Source organism: Massilimicrobiota sp. SW1139 (genome assembly GCF_012027715.1).
GTDB lineage: Bacteria > Bacillota_I > Bacilli_A > Erysipelotrichales > Coprobacillaceae > Allocoprobacillus > Allocoprobacillus merdigallinarum.
The window spans coordinates 67,811-82,486 of the sequence record NZ_SJOR01000007.1; the positions used below are offsets into that span (position 1 = coordinate 67,811).

The window sequence follows — 14,676 nt, forward strand, 5'->3', positions numbered from 1 at the left end:
AGATATAATATAGTTAACTATTTATGAATTTATGATAAGAACGGAGGAATAGTTATGATAACAAAAACAACTGATTTAGGAGATATTCATCTTTCATTAGATGTCGTTGCTAGTATTACTGGGGGTGCTGCAACTGAATGCTATGGAGTTGTTGGAATGGCAAGTCAAAAGATTATGAAAGATGGTTTTTATGATCTTTTAGGTAAAGATAATTATGCTAAAGGGATTGTCGTAGAAGATGGGGAAACAGGAATCATTTTAAATGTCTATATTATCGTTGGATATGGTGTCAAAATTTCTGAGGTTGTTTATGAAGTTCAAAAGAAAGTGAAATATGTTTTAGAAACAACTTTAGATATTGATATTGAAGCAGTGAATGTTTTTGTACAAAGCATTCGTGTAACAGATTAGTGGAGGGTTAACATGAGAATCATTGATGGTAAACAGTTTAAAGAGATGGTTATAACAGGTGCGACTGTTTTGCATAATAATCATCCAGAAATTGATGCACTAAATGTTTTTCCTGTGCCTGATGGAGATACAGGTACAAATATGTCTTTAACATTTAGTTCTGGGGCAGATGAGATTGAAAAGTTAGATTCTAACGATATATATGAAATTTCAAAAAAATTATCTAAAGGTTTATTGATGGGAGCAAGAGGAAACTCTGGTGTTATTTTATCACAGATCTTTAGAGGTATTTCTATGGCTTTTGAGGGAAAATCTCAAGTTGATGCTGTAGAATTTGCACAAGCTTTACAAAATGGAGCTAAAGTAGCTTATAAAGCTGTTATGCGTCCTGTTGAAGGTACAATTTTAACTGTCATAAGAGAATCAAGTGAAGCTGTTGTAAAATATGCAAAACCTGGTATGGAAATCGAAGATGTTTTTTCTTACTTTGTAAAAGAAGCTGAAGAATCATTGGAAAGAACACCAGAACTTTTACCTGTATTAAAAGAAGTTGGTGTTGTTGATAGTGGTGGTGCTGGTCTATTATTGATTTTAACTGGGTTCATGGCTGCTTTAGCTGGTGAAGAAATTGAACGTGTAGATATTAATAACGATAATGCAAAAGAAGCACTTGTTGATGTTGAATCTGGTAGTGAAGATGCATATGGGTATTGTACAGAATTTATTTTTAGATTGGATCCAGCAAAAATAAAAGTTTTTAAAGAAGAAAATTTACGTAATGAACTAGAAAGATTACCTGGTAATAGTATTGTTGTTGTTCAGGATGAAGATATTGTTAAAGTTCATGTGCATACATTAAAACCAGGAAATGCTTTAAATGTGGCACAAAGATATGGTGAGTTTATTAAATTAAAGATTGAAAATATGCAAGAACAGCATAATTCTATTTTAGAAGCTAATAGTACACCTGCTGCTAATGCAAAAGCAACATTAACTGCACCAAAGGAAGAACCTAAGGATGTGTCTATTATTAGTGTAGCTGCTGGTGATGGTATTAAAGATATGTTCTTAGAATTGCATTGTGATTATGTTGTCAGTGGTGGACAAACAATGAATCCTTCTGCTGAAGATATCGTTCAAGCCATTCGTGATGTTAATGCAAAACATGTCATTATATTACCAAATAACTCAAACATTGTGATGACAGCACAACAGGCAGCTATTATTTTAGAAGATGAAGTAGATGTTCATGTGATTCCTTCTAAAACAATTCCACAAGGTTTATCAGCATGTATTATGTTTAATCCAGAAGTATCTTTAGAAGACAATTTAAATGAAATGAATGAGGCTATTGCAAATGTGAAAACTGGACAAGTGACTTTTGCGATTAAAGATACAAATATTGATGGTGTGGATATTAAGGCTAATCAATATATGGCATTATGTGAAAAAGAGATTATTGCCTGTGTTCCAAATAAAGTAGAAGCTTTAAAAGAAACTTTAAATGGATTGGTTGATGAAGATTCAGAAATTATTACTTTAATTTATGGTGAAGATGTGACTGAAGACGAAGTTGAAGATATTGAAAGTTATGTTGAAGATCACTTTGAAGCTGAAATCGAATGTGTAAATGGAAAACAACCAGTTTATTCATTTATCGTGGGTGTCGAATAGAATATTACGAAAGACAGGATAATATTTCTTATAGAATATGGAGGCTCGATTTTATCGGCGCTTTAAATAATCGTGGGGTTTTATAAAAAAGCTTTAAAAAAATTGTGGGGCAGAAACACCCCACTTTTATTTTAAAGGAAATTGCAGACATTCATTATTTTATTTCCTTTTTTTATATTTTCCTCTATAATTACCTATTCTTTTAATACTTTCTTTATTTTCATTTATTAGATATTTTTCATATTGGTTTTGTGAATAAATGAATTTATTCCTGGCTCTTTTAAAATTGCTTAATCCATTTGCATTACTTATAATTTTCTTTATATAGTTATTCTTTCCTTCTATAGGTCCGTTTGAAAGTCTTCTTCCATCATACCAATGAAATGAATTTAATATCTCCTGTTTCCAGTTTGTGAGTGTCTTTGCACATTCAATCATCTCCTGTATATTTGATAATTTCATTCTTTTTATTAATGAATCGAATTCTTTTGTTTTTTTATCTATATCAAATGTCTCCTGATTTTCATTATTGAAGTTGATGTATTCTTCTTTTATTTTATAGGCTTCATTGAGTATAGGATTAATTTGAAGGATTCTTTCCTTTAAGCCTAGTTCAGTTGTTGTATGTCCTAAAACTCTATCATAGTAGAATTTTTCAAAGTTTAAACTGTCTTCATTTTTAAGAATAATGTAATATCTGCTTTTAAGAAGTTTGTAATCTACAGAATTTTTAAGTTCATCAGTAGAATACTTCTTCATGATTCTTTTTCTTACCTGATTCAATGAATCATTAACTTTTTTTGACTACATGAAAAGGATCAACACAGATAATAGCACTTTTAAAAAAATTATTAATAATGAACTTATAATTAGAATACATATCTATAATGATATATTTAACTTGATTTCGTTCTTCAAGAGGAATGTGGAAGAAATAGTCATAAAGATCTTCACTCCATCTGGATTCCACAATATCAATAATATATTTTTTAGAAAAATCCATAATCATAAAAGCATATTTCTTTTTTGCATGTCTGTTGAAATAGAATTCATCAAAACAAAGGATATGAGTAAGATTTTTCTTTTGATTTGAACATGTCTATCGAAGATATCAACAACAGTAGAAACAGAAACACCATATTTTTTAGCTACAGAAGAAAATGTAGAAGTGTAAGGTTTCAAATCATTAAGAATATTGATAACAGTAGAAGCAGTAAGGATATGTCTGGTACCAGTAAAGGGAGAATATTCAACGAAGGACTTGCCACAGTCCTTGCAGCAATAACGACGTTGTTTATAGAAAATAAAAGAATGAGAATGAATTAAAACTTTATGATTTTATAATCTTTAATTCTATCGGTTAAAGAACCACAATGAGGACAAACCTGAATAAATCTTTTAAGAATAATAATAAAATCAGAAGATTCAGTTTTGGTAATAGATTCAATAAAATCCAAATCTTTTTCTTTTAAATCAAGAAGTTTAATGATAAAATCGTTCATGAGGAACCTCCTTTCAAGATATAAATGTCTGCAAACATATATTATATCAGGAGGTTTCTTTTTATTATGAAATTACCCCATTTAGAAATTAAAGCAGAAAAGGGCAAACCCCGTAATAAAATTAAAGGTTAAGGTTTACCCCGCGATTATTTAATATACCCTTTATTTGCTCATATGTTATTGAAAGGATGAAGAATTATGAGTTGTATTTAAATAAATTTTAATTCATTGACATAAAATTTTTATTCAATTAAGATTGAAATTGAGGAAGATCTTGCTCGAAATAAACGAGGAGGAAAAATAAAATGTATCATGGAAAATTCAAAGGTAGTCACTATGATTGTGGTTTTCGTTGGGGAACTTTATTAAGAAAAAATAATAAAATTATTGCGAATCAGCATACATTTGTTGTCAGTGAAGAAAGAAAGGAATTTGCTAAGCAATGTTTACCTATTTATGAAAAATATTATCCAGAAATTTTAGATGAAATAAAAGGAATTGCTGATGGACAGCAAACATCATATGAAGATATGCTCACTTTTTTATTGAGTATGTACTGTTTTGAATTTAATAATAAATGTACGTGTATGGCAATCAGTGATAAAAATCAAATTATCTTAGGAAGAAACAGTGATTTTTTAGTTGAATTAGAGAAACTTTATATGAACTGTTTGTATAATTTAGATAATTGCTACTCATTTAATGGAAATACGACAGCGTTTGTTGAAATGGAAGATGGTATCAATGAATACGGCTTAGCAATAGGAATGACTTTTATTTATCCACAGAATATCATGCCTGGAATAAATGCAGGAATGATTGTGCGTTATATTCTGGAAAGATGTCAGACACTACAGGAAGCTATTCAATTTATAAAGTCAGTTCCCATTGCTTCTAATCAAACAATAACAATAGCAGATGCTTTAGGAAACATTGCAATAGTAGAGTGTAATAGTCAAAATGTTGTGGTCGTTTATCCTTTAGAAAATGAAAATTTTGTTACTACAGCAAACAACTTTAACTCGTCACAAATGAAAAAATATAATGAATACAATATTGATGACTGGAATTCATTATTAAGACATCAAATTGCATATCAGTCATTAAAAAATAACGATTTATCAATGGAACTTATTTTTGATATATTATCTGGAAAGTATGGATTTATGTGTCAGTATGATAGAAGAAAAGGTGCAGATACTGTATGGTCTGTAGTTTATGATATTAAAAATAAAAAAATATATAGAGTTGAAGGAAATCCATCAAGAAAACAATATCAGGAAGATCATCGATTTAAATTTTCTTATTGATATAGTTAATGATTGTCAAACATTTTTTATAATGGGATAATGATTATATCAAGTACATTATAAAGGAGAAAATAAAAATGAAATTAAAGAACCCTATGTTAGTAGTCACTGATATAGATAAATCAGTTGAGTTTTATAAAAAAGTCTTTGGACTTCATGTGATTATGGATTTTGGAGCTAATAAAACTTTAACTGGAGGTTTGTCTTTACAGACAGTTGAAACATACAAAGAATTTATCAGTGCAAGTGAAATCACCTTTGGAGGTAATAATTTTGAAATTTATTTTGAAGAAGATAATTTTGATAAGTTTATTGATAAATTAAAAGAGTGTGACATTGAATATGTACATCCTGTTATAGAACATTCATGGGGACAACGTGTAGTTCGATTCTATGATCCAGATAAGCATATTATCGAAGTTGGAGAAAATTTAAAAGTCGTATGCAAACGTTTCTTAAATAGTGGACTGACACCTGAACAAGTAGCAGAACGTATGAATGTACCCATGAAATTTGTAAATGCGTGTTTAAAGTAAATCAATAAAAAAGTCAAAAAGAAGTTATTTATATGGTCTAGAGATTGTAAGCATTATTTCAAACAGTCTCATTGCATTGAATTTTTTATCTCTTTATAATAAAGATAGGAGGTGTTAAAGTATGGCTAATGAAGAAAAAAAGGATTTTAATGCCATGTTACACAATAATAAAGATATGCCTAAATTTCAGGTGATTACAGACCAAAAAAGTATTGAAAAATATGGTGGAAATAATATGTATTTTGCTCCACCAATTGATTACGATAAAGTCATGAAGAAAATACCTTATGGAAAGGTAATCACCATTGGGAAAATTCGAGAATTTTTCGCAAAAGAGAACGATGCAGATTTTACTGAACCTATCACCGCAGGGATTTTTGTATCTATTGCAGCATGGGCAAGTTATCAGCGAACTGAAGATAAAACTCCATATTGGCGAACATTAAAAGCAAATGGAGAATTGAATTCAAAATATCCAGGAGGTATAGAAGTCCAAAAAGAAAAACTTGAGGCTGAAGGACATACAATTATAAAAAAAGGACGCAAGAATATAAAGTATTATGTAAAAGATTATGAAGATGTACTTTTTGATTTGAATAAGGAACATTGAAGGTGATTAAAAAACGAAAGTGAGGGGAACTCATTTGAAAAAAGTTATTATATATATTCATGGTAAAGGTGGCAATTATCTTGAAGCTGAGCAATATAAGAAAAATTGCCCTGGCTTTGATATTTACGGAATAGATTTTAACGACTATCTTCCTTGGATTGTAAAAAATAAATTTGTTGATTTTTATAATAATGTTCAAAATAAATATGATCAAATTTATATACTGGCAAATAGTATTGGTGCCTATCTAGCAATGCACTCACTACAGAAATGTAAAATCAAAAAAGCGTTATTTATATCTCCGATATTAGATATGGAGCAGTTGATAATAGATATGATAAATTGGGCAAATACTTCAGAAAAAGAATTGGCTGAGAAAAGAGAAATACAGACAGATTTTGGAGAAACATTATCTTGGGAATACTTATGTTTTGTTAGAGACAATCCAATAATATGGAATGTTAAAACTGAGATATTGTATGCAGGACATGACAATTTAACATCAAGAAAAACAGTAGATGAGTTTATAAATGGTCATGATGCACATCTTACCGTAATGGAAAATGGTGAACATTGGTTTCATACTGATGAGCAAATAGAATTTTTAAATAATTGGATGAAAAATGTCATATAACAAAAAATTTATAGAGAGTTATAAATACGAGTGGAGGTATATAACCATGAAAAACATGATTGCATATTGCGGATTGGATTGTGAAAATTGTGATGCATATCTTGCGACAGTCAATAATGATCAGGAGTTGAGAAAGAAAACTGCCAAGCTATGGGCTGAATTGAATAATGCACCCATTTTTCCTGAACATATTAACTGTGAAGGATGCCGTGTTGATGGTGTGAAAACTGTATTTTGTGATAGTATGTGTGGTATTCGACAGTGTGCAATGAAAAAGGGTGTTAATACTTGTGGGGATTGTTCAGATTTAGAAAAATGTTCTATTATAAGTACCATCCTAGAAAATAATCCGTCTGCTTTAATAAATTTGAAAAAATAGATCCTTATTTGAAAGGAAGTGTTAAAAATGCCTACTTCTCATATAAAAGCACTGATTGATAATGATATCCAAAAAGTCTGGGAAGTTGTTTTCAATGTTGAAAAATACAAGTTATGGCGTAGTGATTTAAGTCAAACAGAAATCATAAATGAAAAACAATTTATTGAGTACTCTCAAGAACATTTTGCTACTACTTTTACTGTTACTGTTGTAGAACCGTATAAACGTTGGGAATTTGATATGGAAAATAGCAATATGAAAGGTCATTGGATTGGTATTTTTACTCCTAAAGGGAATCAAACTGAAATAGAATTTACTGAGGATGTACAAGCTAAAAAATGGTTTATGAAGCCATTCGTTAAATCTTATTTGAAGAAACAACAGACACAATTTGTTGAAGATTTAAAGAAATCATTAAAGAAGTAAATTGAAATTATGGAGGGATGTTCATGAAAATAGAGATTGAAAAGGAATTTCCAAAGTATTTTAAGCCCTCATATCCAGAGGAGTTTGAACTATTTTCTCACTTTGAAGTTACAGCAGGTATACCTACAGTTTTATTTGCCATTACCACTTGGAAAGAAAATGGACAACCTAATGTATGTTTTCATTCCTGGAGCAGTTTTCATGGAGATAAGACAGCTTTCTTTGCGGTGATGGGAAATTTATACCAACATACACATACATATGCGAATATAAAACGAGAAAAATGTTTCTGTATTAATTTTCTTCCTATTAGTTACTATGATCAGCTGGTCAATACAATTCATCATAATCAAATTGAAGATGATGAATTTTCAGTAGGGCAATTGACACTTGAACATGCCAAAACTATACATGCACCTGCCATTCATGAAGCTTTTATCAATATAGAATGTACTTTAAAAGATATACAGGATTTGAGTGGAGCGGGCATAACTGCCATGATTATAGGTCAAGTACAACATATATCAGTTGAAGAGAACTATGCTCAAGGATATAAGCGATATGAAAAAAATGGATTTATGATGCTAATACCAGCACCACAAGATCTTCTGACTGGGGAACCGAATCAATCTGCTATAGCTACTATAAATATCGAAAAGTATGACTAAAAAAACAGAAAGAACAAAATTGAGTTAATTGAAGATAAAATATCTTATTTAACAAAGATACTTTGAGTATGTTTGAATTGACTCTTTTTTGTTTTTTTATTTATAATTATACATACCAAGAGTATGTAAGAGGTGAGAAGTATGGCAAGAAATAAACATCCTGAAGTCACAGTCAATAAAATATTAGAAGTTTCTAAGCGACTATTTTTAGAAAAAGGGTATGACAACGCAAAAATTCAAGATATAGCAGATGAGTTAGGTATGACAAAAGGTGCTATCTATCATCATTTTGAATCTAAAGAAGAAATCATGAATAAATTAGGGGAAACTATGTTCATTCATAATAATCCTTTTGAGATAGTCAAAAAACGAAATGATCTAAACGGTCTAGAGAAAATGAAATTAGCAATTAAACTCAATCAGTCTAATGAACAGATGGTAGAATTAACTAATCAGGCATTACCTCTTTTAGAGAATCCTCAAATCTTAGCGAAAATGTTTGAATCTAATTATCAGAATTTGCTTCCCTATTGGTTGGAGTTGATTCAAGAAGGGCAGGAAGATGGTTCTATAAAAACAGAACAGCCAAAAGAATTAGCCGAACTCTTCATATTAACAGATTTATGGATGATACCATCACTGTTTCCTGGGAATGTTGATGATATAAAGAATCGTTATAAGTTTGTCACTGTCATGCTAGGAAAGATGGGGTTACCACTTTATGATGAAGAAATGATCGAAAAAATTGATAAGTTACCATATTATAAATAAAAACATTGCCTTATGATAAGGCAATTTTAAATAAAATTATACATACTTAAAGTATGTATGCTATGAGTAGGAGGAAGAAAAATGATAAAAGTATTTATTCATGGATCTGGGCATAAAGGTAGCAGTTGGAATGAAGTCGTTAAGAATATGCATAACAACAAAGACATATTATGTCCTGATTTATCGACAATCCTCAATGGGAAAGAAGCAAGCTATTCTCATTTATATTCTTCATTTGTTGAGTACTGTCATGAAATTGAGGGACAAATTGATTTATGTGGACTTTCATTAGGTGGAATATTAGCTTTGAACTACGCTATAGAATACCCGGGTAAAGTAAAGTCGTTAGTCCTTATTGGAACACCGCATAAAGTACCGAAAATCATGTTTAGTATTCAAAATGTTATTTTTAGATTGTTGCCAAAATCAACATTTAAGAGTATGGCTTTTGAAAAGAAAGATACATTTATTTTAGGAAATACAATGAAAGAATTAAATTTTAGTCATAAAGTCAATGTTATTAAATGTCCAACGTTTATTATTTGTGGAGAAAAAGACAAAGCCAATATGAAATCAGCTTATTTTTTCTCTCAAAATATTCAACAATCAGAATTCATCATTATTAAAGAAACAGGTCATGTTGTTAATGAAAACAATCCAAAAGAATTAGCAAGAATATTAGATGAATATTATGATCAATTGAATAATGATTATAAATATTAGCTATTTTTTAGACAAGACAGAATTTTATGGTTTTGATCAATATTTAAACGTCTATATATTTATGACTAAAAATACATAATACTGAATTTTATTATTCTTTATCTTGTTTGATTTTATTTAATTCTTCTTCTAACTTTTGAAAACTTTTCTTTAAAAGATCATACTCATTATCCTGATTATCTTCTTGAGAGTTTGAGTCTTGTTCATTGGATTGACTATCTGTTGTCTGAAAGGAAGAAAGATAACTGCTGTTAAGAGCTAATAAATCACCAAGTACATTGAAAAAGGCACCAACAACAGCTTGTTCATCAACGGATAAACTTTCTGTTAAAGGGGCAACCAATAAAACAGCTAAACCATCAAGTGCGATAGGATGAATAAAAGTTAAGGACATTGTCATCACCATAATTATCATATGTTCCTATTTGAATTTTGAGTGTGGTAAATGACTTATATGACAAAGTGATTGAAGAAATGAAGATGAAAATATTATTTATCTGGTATATACAGATATTTTTTTCATAAGTTGAAATTTATATGAATAAATAAGAATATGTGATATGATAATAATAACTTTCAACAAGACTTAACGAAAGTAATTGAATCTTTTATCAAAGAATTGGAGTTTAAATAGAAAGCGTGATATTTTGTCAAAAGTTAAAGATTTAAAACACATGAATATTCAAAAAGTAAGACAATGTTTTTATGATGGAAACATATGGACGAAAACACAGTTATCTGATGAGACGCAATTATCGTTATCATCCATGACAAATATTTTGCAGGAACTATTAAAAAATCAAGAAATATTTTTTATAGGTGAAAATGCATCAACAGGAGGACGAAAATCAAAACAGTATGTTTTGAATAAAGATTATCGTCATATATTAAAAATGATTTTAAAAAGACAAATCAATGGTTATGAATTTATTTGTCAGAATGTGAATCTTTTTAATCAGGTTATTTCATCTCAAACAGTTTCTTCGATGTATGGTCAAGTGGATGAATTGATCTTATTAATGAAGAAGTTTTTATCTGCTGACTCTTCTATAACGATGATTTGTTTAAGTATTCCTGGTGTTTGTCATGATGGATATATTGATGTTTGTGACTTTGAATTGTTTGAAAATGTGAATCTTTTAGAGATGATTCGTGATTTTTATAAGAATCAAATCATTTTAGAAAATGATGTTAATATTGCCAGTATTGGTTTTTATCATCAATATCCAAAATGTCAGCATTTGGCATTTGTTTATCAGCCAGCAGTTCAATATATAGGCTGTGGAATGATTATTAATGGAAAGTTATATAACGGTTTTACGCATTTTGCGGGCGAGTTAAGATATTTACCGTTTTATACATCTGAGCAACAAAATCAAATGCTTGAAACTCAACCTAAAGAATTACTAGAAAAACAGTTATCGACACTTTGTTGTGTTTTCAATCCAGAAATGATTGGGATTTGTAGTGATGTTATTGATTGTCTGGATGATTTTCATCTCAATACGATTCCATTTAAACATAGACCACGTATGATTCATGTAAAGAATATGGATTCATTGATAGAAGATGGGCTTTATCAAATGAGTATTCAAAAAATATTAGAGGAGGAGAAGAATGATGACAAAGAGTTATATTGATTTACATATGCATAGTATGTATAGTGATGATGGAGAATATACACCAACACAGTTAGTGGATATGTGTCATGAGGCAGATGTGAAAATCATGGCTATTGCTGATCATAACTGGGTAAAAGCAAATGAGGAAGCAAAAAAACATGCAGATGAATTAGGAATGACATATATTCCTGCTATTGAAATTGATTGTACTTATAAGGGTGTTAATTTACATGTGTTAGGATATGGTATTGATAATCAGGAAGTCTTTAACCAATTAGGTGAAGATATTGAAAAGCAGGAAATTGCATGCAGTATGAAGAAATTAGAATTAACGAATGCCTTAGGATTTGATTTGAAAAAAGAACAATTAGATGCATTATCAACAAATGGTGTTTATACAGGCGAAATGTTTGGTGAAGCCTTATTAAATGATTTACGATATGAAGATCATGAATTATTAAAGCCATATCGTCAAGGTGGAGAAAGAAGTGATAATCCCTATGTGAATTTTTATTGGGATTATTATGCCCAAGGGAAACCATGTTATACAGAGATACATTTTCCAACTTTAGAAGAAACTATACAATTGATTCATCAACATGGTGGAGTTGCCCTGTTGGCTCATCCTGGTAATAATTTAAAAGGACAGTTTGAACTGTTTGATGAAATGGTGGCATTAGGATTAGATGGAGTAGAATGTTTTTCAAGTTATCATACAACAGAAACAAATGAATATTTCTACAATAAAGCTAAAGAACTAAATGTCTTGTATACATGTGGAAGTGATTTTCATGGTAAGACAAAACCATCTATTCATTTAGGAGAAAATGGTTGTTCAAATCCACAGGAAATAGAAGATTGCTTAAAAGCTCATCATCTTATTTAATAGAATGAAACACTACAGTATTGGAAATCAATAGGTAGTGTTTTTAATTATTATTTGATCAAGTTATATTTTTATTTAAGCGCTTACATAAAAGTGATAAAATATAAATATGTAGGTGAGGAGGAAAAATATGTTAAGAGATTATCAATTTGAACAAATAGAAATTGCACCTGATATTGAAGAATGTTTAGAAAATGCAAAACTTGAGTTGTCTAAAAAACAGATGTTATTAAAAGAAAAGAAATTACCTGTTGTAGTTTTATTTGAAGGATGGGGAGCATCTGGAATTGGGACAACGCTTGGCAAAGTGATTCAAAATATGGATCCCCGTTTTTATAATGTTGAAACAATGAATAAGATAAGTGAAGATGAACAAAGACGACCTTTCTTATATCGTTATTTTTTACGCATTCCAGAAAATGGAATGGCCACATTTTATGACCATGGTTGGATGAATGATGTCACAAGGCAGTATATGCATAAACAAATTTCAAAAAAACAATATCATCAAAGAATTGAAAGTATACAGAAGTTTGAAAGAACTTTAGTAGATAATGGTTATATAGTGATTAAATTCTTTTTCCATATTTCTCAATTGGAACAGGCAACACGTACACATAAGTTATTGAAAAACAAGAATACAAAATGGCGTGTCAGTGATGAGGATTTATGGCAAAATAAACATTATGATGAATACTTAGGTTTATATGATGAATATATGAATGCGACAAATGACACATATGCTCCTTGGTATATTATTGATGCAACAAATAAAAAACTAGCTCAATTACAGGTGCTTGAAACATTAATGAGCTGTATTCAAGAACGTCTAGAGCATGAAAAGCAGGATGCACCACTGATTGACAATGTTTTTGAAATGAGAGAGAAAATCCATTTAGAAGATTATGATTTGAGTGTTAACATTAGTGAAGAAACATATCGTAGAGAATTGAAAAAATGTCGTAAAAAATTAATGAAGTTGCATAATAAACTTTATCGTCAAAAAATACCTGTGATTATTGCCTATGAGGGTTGGGATGCAGCTGGTAAAGGTGGAAATATCAAGAGAGTCACTTCTGGATTGGATCCTCGTGGATATACAGTTTATCCTATAGCAGCTCCTGATAAAAGTGAATTGAATAGACATTATTTATGGCGCTTTTATAAACGTTTACCAAAGGACGGACATATTGCCATTTTTGATAGAACATGGTATGGTCGTGTTATGGTTGAAAGATTAGAAGGATTTTGTAGTGAAAATGACTGGCAACGTGCTTATAATGAAATGAATGAATTTGAAAAAGAACTTTATGACTGGGGTGCTATTGTTATTAAATTCTGGGTACAGATAGATAACCAAACACAATTAGAACGTTTTACTGAACGTCAAAATACACCTGAAAAACAATGGAAAATTACCGAAGAAGATTGGCGTAATCGTGAAAAATGGGATTTATATGAAAATGCTATTGGAGAAATGCTTCAAAAAACAAATACAGTGTTTGCACCATGGTATGTATTAGAATCAGTAGATAAAAAATATGCACGTATTAAAGCAATGAAAATTGTCATTCGTGAAATTGAAAAGAGATTAGGATAATATAAAAACAAGAATAAGCTCATGTCTTATTCTTGTTTTTGGCATAATTGAAAATGAACACAGGCATTGAAAATACCATCATGATCAACATCATCCGTTATATAGTCAGCAATAGACTTGACTTCATCATTGGCGTTTCCCATTGCAACACTTATAGCAACATGCTTTAACATAGGAATATCATTTCCACCATCGCCAAAAGCCATAGTTTGGGATAAATCAATATGATAATGTTTTAAGAATTCATCAATTCCATGTTGTTTAGAACCACCTATCGGTGAAATATCACAGAAAGTGGGATACCATCTTGAAGCATGACAATGGGGCATGACTTTTAATAATTCCTTTTCCTCATTTTCATCAACAAAGCACATACATTGATATATCTTTTTATGGATAACCTGACTGCAATCACGAGCAGGATGATCATCGTTATGTGTGATTGCATGGATTTCATCAACAAGATGATTACGCATATTAAAATATTTGGTATGTTCTTCAGTAAAACCACAAGGAAATGGTTTTTCTTTTAAATATTCTAATAAAGCCTGAATATCCTGAGAATCAATTGTATTTTCATAAATCAGTTCATCATTTGTAAAACAGTATTGCCCATTTAATGTAATATAGCCATCAAAGGGGAAACCTTGTAAAATATCTAAACCATCTTTTCCTCTTCCTGTCGCAATAAAGAGTTTGATTCCGTTATCTTTGAGTTTATTTAAAGTATAAAAAGTTGAATCAGGGATTTGGTGAGTTTTGAAACTGGCCAAAGTACCATCTATATCAAAAAAGATTGCCTTAATCATATATATCCTCCTTATCGTTTCTTTTATTATATCAGGCATTATATATTTTACAAAAGATTTTCATTTTTTGCTTGTTTTATCTTTTTTATAACAAAAGTGCTATAATGCATGAAGA

At 30.1% G+C, this 14,676-nt stretch carries 19 protein-coding genes; 14 read left to right on the forward strand and 5 right to left on the reverse strand.

Features of this window, described 5'->3' with window-relative positions; genetic code table 11:
* Positions 1 to 54: 54 nt before the first annotated feature.
* Positions 55 to 411 carry an Asp23/Gls24 family envelope stress response protein gene (locus E0K96_RS05715; RefSeq protein WP_087242856.1) on the forward strand — a complete coding sequence of 119 codons (357 nt, stop codon included), beginning with the start codon at positions 55 to 57 and terminating at the stop codon, positions 409 to 411.
* 12 nt (positions 412 to 423) lie between these two features.
* Positions 424 to 2,085: a DAK2 domain-containing protein gene (locus E0K96_RS05720; protein WP_168081819.1), complete on the forward strand. Its 1,662-nt coding sequence runs from the start codon at positions 424 to 426 to the stop codon at positions 2,083 to 2,085.
* A 159-nt stretch (positions 2,086 to 2,244) separates the two neighbouring features.
* Here the strand turns inward: E0K96_RS05720 and E0K96_RS05725 are convergent, their stop codons facing one another.
* The 3 genes from E0K96_RS05725 to E0K96_RS05735 form a co-directional block, all read right to left on the reverse strand.
* Positions 2,245 to 2,868, reverse strand: coding sequence for a transposase (locus E0K96_RS05725; protein ID WP_168081821.1), 624 nt, complete (start codon positions 2,866 to 2,868; stop codon positions 2,245 to 2,247).
* Between the two features lie 7 nt (positions 2,869 to 2,875).
* Entirely contained in the window at positions 2,876 to 3,151 is a 276-nt protein-coding gene (locus tag E0K96_RS12335) for a transposase (protein ID WP_168081863.1), read from the reverse strand.
* A gap of 256 nt (positions 3,152 to 3,407) precedes the next feature.
* On the reverse strand, positions 3,408 to 3,587 hold the full coding sequence (locus tag E0K96_RS05735; RefSeq protein ID WP_168081823.1) for a transposase family protein: 180 nt from the start codon (positions 3,585 to 3,587) through the stop codon (positions 3,408 to 3,410).
* 305 nt (positions 3,588 to 3,892) lie between these two features.
* On the opposite strand from E0K96_RS05735, the gene E0K96_RS05740 reads away from it, so the two are divergent.
* From E0K96_RS05740 to E0K96_RS05780, 9 genes are all read left to right on the forward strand, one after another.
* Positions 3,893 to 4,897 (forward strand): C45 family autoproteolytic acyltransferase/hydrolase, encoded by a 1,005-nt coding sequence (locus tag E0K96_RS05740; RefSeq protein WP_168081825.1) that lies wholly within the window; start codon positions 3,893 to 3,895, stop codon positions 4,895 to 4,897.
* Positions 4,898 to 4,974: 77 nt separating this feature from the next.
* Positions 4,975 to 5,433 (forward strand): VOC family protein, encoded by a 459-nt coding sequence (locus E0K96_RS05745; RefSeq protein WP_129736421.1) that lies wholly within the window; start codon positions 4,975 to 4,977, stop codon positions 5,431 to 5,433.
* A 121-nt stretch (positions 5,434 to 5,554) separates the two neighbouring features.
* On the forward strand, positions 5,555 to 6,043 hold the full coding sequence (locus E0K96_RS05750) for an MGMT family protein (RefSeq protein WP_168081827.1): 489 nt from the start codon (positions 5,555 to 5,557) through the stop codon (positions 6,041 to 6,043).
* 34 nt (positions 6,044 to 6,077) lie between these two features.
* Complete coding sequence (locus tag E0K96_RS05755) at positions 6,078 to 6,677, forward strand: alpha/beta hydrolase (RefSeq protein ID WP_168081829.1); 600 nt, start codon at positions 6,078 to 6,080, stop codon at positions 6,675 to 6,677.
* Between the two features lie 46 nt (positions 6,678 to 6,723).
* Complete coding sequence (locus E0K96_RS05760) at positions 6,724 to 7,056, forward strand: DUF3795 domain-containing protein (RefSeq protein WP_087303711.1); 333 nt, start codon at positions 6,724 to 6,726, stop codon at positions 7,054 to 7,056.
* A gap of 27 nt (positions 7,057 to 7,083) precedes the next feature.
* Entirely contained in the window at positions 7,084 to 7,482 is a 399-nt protein-coding gene (locus E0K96_RS05765) for an SRPBCC family protein (protein ID WP_087303710.1), read from the forward strand.
* Between the two features lie 23 nt (positions 7,483 to 7,505).
* Positions 7,506 to 8,150 (forward strand): flavin reductase family protein, encoded by a 645-nt coding sequence (locus tag E0K96_RS05770; RefSeq protein ID WP_168081831.1) that lies wholly within the window; start codon positions 7,506 to 7,508, stop codon positions 8,148 to 8,150.
* 141 nt (positions 8,151 to 8,291) lie between these two features.
* Positions 8,292 to 8,921 carry a TetR/AcrR family transcriptional regulator gene (locus E0K96_RS05775; protein ID WP_168081833.1) on the forward strand — a complete coding sequence of 210 codons (630 nt, stop codon included), beginning with the start codon at positions 8,292 to 8,294 and terminating at the stop codon, positions 8,919 to 8,921.
* Positions 8,922 to 9,002: 81 nt separating this feature from the next.
* Positions 9,003 to 9,644, forward strand: coding sequence for an alpha/beta fold hydrolase (locus E0K96_RS05780; protein WP_168081835.1), 642 nt, complete (start codon positions 9,003 to 9,005; stop codon positions 9,642 to 9,644).
* A 91-nt stretch (positions 9,645 to 9,735) separates the two neighbouring features.
* On the opposite strand, the gene E0K96_RS05785 is transcribed toward E0K96_RS05780, so the two are convergent.
* Positions 9,736 to 10,038 carry a hypothetical protein gene (locus E0K96_RS05785; RefSeq protein WP_087242846.1) on the reverse strand — a complete coding sequence of 101 codons (303 nt, stop codon included), beginning with the start codon at positions 10,036 to 10,038 and terminating at the stop codon, positions 9,736 to 9,738.
* Between the two features lie 280 nt (positions 10,039 to 10,318).
* Here E0K96_RS05785 and E0K96_RS05790 point away from each other — a divergent pair, with 280 nt between their 5' ends.
* From E0K96_RS05790 to pap, 3 genes are all read left to right on the forward strand, one after another.
* Complete coding sequence (locus E0K96_RS05790; protein WP_206080605.1) at positions 10,319 to 11,284, forward strand: ROK family protein; 966 nt, start codon at positions 10,319 to 10,321, stop codon at positions 11,282 to 11,284.
* The gene (locus E0K96_RS05795) at positions 11,265 to 12,152 is read left to right on the forward strand and encodes a PHP domain-containing protein (protein WP_168081865.1); all 888 of its coding nucleotides are present in this window, start codon (positions 11,265 to 11,267) and stop codon (positions 12,150 to 12,152) included. Before E0K96_RS05790 ends, E0K96_RS05795 begins: the two co-directional genes overlap by 20 nt.
* 130 nt (positions 12,153 to 12,282) lie before the next feature.
* Positions 12,283 to 13,752, forward strand: coding sequence for a polyphosphate:AMP phosphotransferase (gene pap, locus E0K96_RS05800; RefSeq protein ID WP_168081839.1), 1,470 nt, complete (start codon positions 12,283 to 12,285; stop codon positions 13,750 to 13,752).
* Between the two features lie 26 nt (positions 13,753 to 13,778).
* Here the strand turns inward: pap and E0K96_RS05805 are convergent, their stop codons facing one another.
* The gene (locus E0K96_RS05805) at positions 13,779 to 14,561 is read right to left on the reverse strand and encodes a Cof-type HAD-IIB family hydrolase (RefSeq protein ID WP_168081841.1); all 783 of its coding nucleotides are present in this window, start codon (positions 14,559 to 14,561) and stop codon (positions 13,779 to 13,781) included.
* Positions 14,562 to 14,676 lie beyond the last annotated feature (115 nt).